This is a genomic window from uncultured Demequina sp. (assembly GCF_913055775.1).
Lineage (GTDB): Bacteria > Actinomycetota > Actinomycetes > Actinomycetales > Demequinaceae > Demequina.
In genome coordinates this window covers 1-4731 of the sequence record NZ_CAJXJX010000164.1, presented here as the reverse complement: position 1 = coordinate 4731, position 4731 = coordinate 1, and the positions used below count along the sequence as shown (strand labels likewise).

Sequence of the window (4731 nt, the reverse complement as noted above, 5' to 3'; positions counted from 1 at the left end):
GAGGTCCATTTGGTCGACGGCCGGCTGTCGCTGACCGTGCCGGCGGAGCGCGTGAGCGCCGTCGAGACCTTGAGCGAGCTCATCGCCAAGGAGACCCTCGCACAGGACCCGGCCTCGGGTGCGGCGCAGGTGTCGGTCCAGGCGGGCGAGGAGCTCGCGGTCGCGGTAGAGAAGGTCTAGCGGCCTCCCGGCGTCAGAGCGCGGAGCAGGGCCGCGCAGAGCAGGGCTTCGCGGAGTAGGACCGCGCGAAGCAGGACCGCGCGGAGCGCGACACGGGGCGGCCGTGGGACACTTGTCGCCATGCCTGACCAGAGCGACCTCACGCTGGGCGGCCTCACTCCCGACGAGGCCGAGCGCGAGATCTACCAGCACATCATCAGCCGCAACCCCGAGCACGACTTCGAGCCCACCCTGGACCGCGTGCGGGAGACCGTCGACCTGCTCGGGTCCCCCCAGGACTCGTTCAAGTCGATCCACCTCACCGGCACCAACGGCAAGACCTCGACCGCCCGCATGGCCGAGTCGCTGGTGCGCGAGCACGGCCTGCGCACGGGGCTGTTCACGTCGCCGCACCTCACGACCGTGCGCGAGCGCATCGTCATCGACGGCGAGCCCATCTCCCAGGCGGACTTCATCCGCATCTGGCAGGAGGTCGCGCCCATCATCCACCTGGTGGACGCGCGGTCGGTCGAGAACGGCGGCCCGCGCATGAGCTTCTTCGAGGTGCTCGTGGTGCTCGCTTACGCGGCCTTCGCCGATGCGCCCGTCGACGTCGCCATCATCGAGGTCGGCATGGGCGGCGTGTGGGACGCCACCAACGTGGTCGACGCCGACGTCGCGGTGGTGACGACGGTGAGCATGGACCACGCGCAGTGGCTCGGGGACAGCCTCGCCGGCATCGCCGCCGAGAAGGCCGGGATCATCAAGGACGGCGCCGCGGCCGTCCTCGCGGAGCAGTCCGACACGGTGATGCCGGTGCTGCTCGAGGCCGTGGCCTCCCGCGGGGCTCGCGCTCGGTGGGAGGGCGACTCCCTGGAGGTCGTGGACCGGCAGCCCGGCGTGGGCGGCCAACTGGTGACGCTGAGGACCGATGCGGCGACGTATGCCGATGTGTTCGTGCCGCTCTACGGCGACTACCAGGCACGCAACGCGCTGCTCGCGCTCGCGGCGGTCGAGTCGCTGCTGGCGGACGGCGGCGAGCCGCAGGCACTCAGCGGCGAGACGGTCGAGGCGGGCTTCGCGGCGGTCGCCTCGCCCGGGCGGCTCGAGGTGATCCGCACCTCGCCCATGATGCTCGCGGACGTCGCGCACAACCCGGCCGGCATCGATGCCCTGGTGGGCGCCCTGGAGGAGTCGTTCACGTTCGAGACCCTCGTGGGCGTCGTCGGGGTGCTGGGCGACAAGGATGCCGAGGGCATCCTGGAAGGCCTCGAGCCGGTGCTCGACCACGTGGTCGTGACCGCCTCGACGTCGCCGCGTGCGATCTCCGCCGAGGACCTGGGCGAGATCGCGACCCGCGTGTTCGGCGAGGACCGCGTGTCCGTCGCGAGCGACCTTCCCGACGCGATCGACCGCGCGGTCCAGACCGCCGAGCGCGACCACGACATGGGCGCGGGAGTGCTCGTCGTGGGCTCCGTGACGGTCGTGGCGGAGGCGAGAATCCTGGTCGATGCCGACAAGCGCAAGGGGGCGGGGCAGGCCCGATGACCACGCCGAGTCACGAGTCCGAGCCCCTGCCGGACGGTCCCGACGCCGCGCCCGACGCCGCGCCTGACACGGCCCCGGCGACCAAGCCCCAGCGCCCCGCGACGCTGGTCTTCACGCAGGCGATCCTGCTGCTGCAGGCATTCGCCGCGCTGTTCGCGACCCTGGTTGCGTGGAGCTTCGCCCGCACCGGCTACGTGGATGCGTCCCCCGGCTGGATGCTGGGCCTCGGCACGGTGCTGGTGCTCGCGCTGGGCTACGCGTCGGGGCAGCAGAAGAAGCGCTGGGGGCGCTGGCTGGGCTGGGCGCTGCAGGCGCCCATGCTCGTCGCCGCGATCGTCGACCCCGCCATTGCGATCATCGGCGCGATCTTCCTGATGCTGTGGATCATGGCGCTGCGGATCGGCGGTCGCATCGACCGCGAGCGCAAGGAGCGCGACGAGGCGGCTGCCGCGGCCGCGCAGGACGACGCGCCCGCAGCGAACGACGCACCCGCGGCGAACGACGCACCCGCGGCGGACGGCGACTGATGGCACGCAGTGACGGCGCGATCCTCATGCGCCGCATGGGCGTGACGCTGGCGATCGGCCTCACCGGTCTCACGATGCTCATGTACGCACTGGAGCGCACCAGCCTGATCGTCTTCGCGGAGGGGTCGGGGACCAACCCGCCGGTGAGGATCTACCTGACGCTGTTCGCGGGCTTCGTGATCGTCAACCTGTGCACGTTCTTCGCGCTCTCGCAGTGGGCGCGCTACCTGCGCTTCCACCCCGAGACCAAGCAGCTGCCGCTGTGGTTCCTGGTGGCGCTGCTCCTGCTGTCGGGTGCAGCCCTTCTCACCGCGATGGCGAACCACGCGGGCTACCTGCGGTCGCTCGACGCGGTGTCCGTGGACCCCAACGGCGGCTACATCGCGTTCCAGGTGGTGTTCGGCGCGCTGCTCATCGTGTCGCTGGTGCTGCTGGCGGTGCGCTGGTCGCCCGGCTACAAGAACCGGGGCAGGGCCAGCGCGGAATAGCTGCCGCCGTGCGGCAGCCATCGCGTCGTGGGGCTATGCGCCTGCCGGCACCCGCACCACCGACGTGACGGTGTGGCCCTCGAGCGCGGCACGCCCTTCGAGCGCGTCGAGCTCGAGCAGGAACGCGAACTCGATCGAGGCCGCGCCCGCGCGCAGGAGCATCTCGGCCACGGCGTTCGCGGTGCCGCCGGTCGCCAGGACGTCATCGATGACCAGCACCCGCTTGCGCTCGAGGCCGGCCGGGCTCACGACGAGGTCCGACGCTCCGTACTCGATGTCCGCGCTCGACTCGAGCAGCTCGCCGGGCATCTTCCCCTTCTTGCGGACCATCGACATGCCGACGCCCAGCCGCTGGGCGACCACCGGCGCGAAGATGAAGCCGCGCGCATCGACGCCCACCACGAGGTCCACGGGCTCCGCCGGCATCAGCGCCGCGCACGCCGTCGCGAAGCGCGACGGGTCCGCCAGGATGGGCGCGATGTCGTAGAACAGGATCCCGGGCACCGGGAAGTCGGGGTAGGTGTCGAAGTCCTCGAGAGTGATCACGGGACCATCGTGCCACCGGCATGCGTCAGCGCCATGTCGACTGCACCGCGGTGTTCGCCGTTCGCGATCGTCCCGGCGTCGGGCCCGAACGCGACCCTATGCTCGAGGCGTGACGAGTCCTGAGGCGGCGCGGGCGCGAGCGTCCCTGGAGCGCGAGACGGTCGATCCCCATGCGGACTTCGCGGCTGAGCGGGCCGCATGGCACGAGGGCATGATCGACGCGCCCGTGCCGTACCCGACCGACGAGCGCGCTCTCGACCTCGCCGGGGTCCCGGGCCTGCTGGTGACCCCGCGCGGTCCACGGGGCGCCGTGCAGGTCCCGAGCGGCTGCCTGCTCCATCTGCACGGCGGGGGACTGGTGGCCGGTTCGTCGGTCACGCACCGTCCCCTCGCGGCGCTGCTGGCCCACGTCACCGGGCTCGCCGTGGTCCTGCCCGACTACCGGCTGCTGCCCGAGCACGGGCCGGAGGACGCTCTCGCGGACGCCCGGGCGGCCATCGGAGCCGCAGCGCGTGCGACGGGACTGCCGCTCGTCGCCGTCGGCGGGGACTCCAACGGCGCGGGGCTGGCGCTCGCCGCTCTGGCGACCGGCGCATCGGCCCCCGCGCTGTACTCGATCTCCGGCGCCCTCGACGCGCGACTGCGCTCGCCGTCCGTCGCGTCGCTCGCCGGGCGCGACCCACTGTTCACGCCGGAGGGTCTGCGCGACTGGCGCGACCGCCTCGACCGCGCCGGGGTCGATCTCGATGCGCCGGCGCTGACCCCTCTCGCCCTCGACCTGACCCGCGTGCCGCGCGCGCTCCTGATCGCCGGTACCGATGAACTGTGGCGCGACGACTCTCGGCGCGCGACCGGAGCGCTGAACGAGGCCGGGGTGGACGTCGAGCTGCAGGAGTTCGGCGGCATGTGGCACGTGTGGCCCGGCTGGACCGACCTCCCGGAGTCCGTCGCGGCGGCGCGCGCGATCGGCGACTTCGTGTCCGCGGACGCCCGTTAGGCTGTCCGCCATGACGGAACGCACCCTCATCCTCGTCAAGCCCGATGGCGTCCAGCGCGGACTGTCCGGGGAGATCCTGCGACGCATCGAGGCCAAGGGCTACACGCTCGTGGCCGTCGAGCTCCGCCAGGCCACGCCCGAGCTGCTCGCCCAGCACTACGAGGAGCACGTGGGCAAGCCCTTCTACGAGCCGCTCGTCGAGTTCATGCTCTCGGGACCCACGCTCGCGGTGGTCGCCGAGGGCGAGCGCGTCATTGAGGGCTTCCGTTCCCTCGCGGGCGTCACCGACCCCACCACGGCCGCGCCCGGCACGATCCGCGGCGACCTGGGCCGTCAGTGGCCCACCAAGGTTCTGCAGAACCTCGTGCACGGCTCCGACTCGGAGGAGTCGGCGGCGCGCGAGATCGGCATCTGGTTCCCCGCGCTCTGACGACGCGGCGAGGGCCGATGCGGTGGCACAGCCGCC

7 protein-coding genes are annotated in these 4731 nt (G+C 72.2%); 6 read left to right on the top strand and 1 reads right to left on the bottom strand.

Annotated elements, in window-relative coordinates; all coding sequences use genetic code 11:
* The 4 genes from QZ483_RS12725 to QZ483_RS12710 form a co-directional block, all read left to right on the top strand.
* Window positions 1–180: hypothetical protein (locus QZ483_RS12725; protein WP_297084575.1), on the top strand; the 180-nt coding region annotated here is incomplete at its 5' end.
* A gap of 120 nt (window positions 181–300) precedes the next feature.
* Window positions 301–1707, top strand: a complete 1407-nt coding sequence (locus QZ483_RS12720; protein ID WP_297084574.1) for a folylpolyglutamate synthase/dihydrofolate synthase family protein — start codon at window positions 301–303, stop codon at window positions 1705–1707.
* Window positions 1704–2234, top strand: a complete 531-nt coding sequence (locus tag QZ483_RS12715) for a DUF4233 domain-containing protein (protein ID WP_297084572.1) — start codon at window positions 1704–1706, stop codon at window positions 2232–2234. The genes QZ483_RS12720 and QZ483_RS12715 overlap by 4 nt, the downstream gene beginning before the upstream one ends.
* The gene (locus tag QZ483_RS12710; protein WP_297084570.1) at window positions 2234–2722 is read left to right on the top strand and encodes a hypothetical protein; all 489 of its coding nucleotides are present in this window, start codon (window positions 2234–2236) and stop codon (window positions 2720–2722) included. Before QZ483_RS12715 ends, QZ483_RS12710 begins: the two co-directional genes overlap by 1 nt.
* A 33-nt stretch (window positions 2723–2755) precedes the next feature.
* Here the strand turns inward: QZ483_RS12710 and QZ483_RS12705 are convergent, their stop codons facing one another.
* Window positions 2756–3268: an adenine phosphoribosyltransferase gene (locus tag QZ483_RS12705; protein WP_297084568.1), complete on the bottom strand. Its 513-nt coding sequence runs from the start codon at window positions 3266–3268 to the stop codon at window positions 2756–2758.
* A 109-nt stretch (window positions 3269–3377) separates the two neighbouring features.
* Here QZ483_RS12705 and QZ483_RS12700 point away from each other — a divergent pair, with 109 nt between their 5' ends.
* Window positions 3378–4265 (top strand): alpha/beta hydrolase fold domain-containing protein, encoded by an 888-nt coding sequence (locus QZ483_RS12700; RefSeq protein WP_297084566.1) that lies wholly within the window; start codon window positions 3378–3380, stop codon window positions 4263–4265.
* A 10-nt stretch (window positions 4266–4275) separates the two neighbouring features.
* On the top strand, window positions 4276–4695 hold the full coding sequence (gene ndk / locus QZ483_RS12695; RefSeq protein WP_297084564.1) for a nucleoside-diphosphate kinase: 420 nt from the start codon (window positions 4276–4278) through the stop codon (window positions 4693–4695).
* Window positions 4696–4731 lie beyond the last annotated feature (36 nt).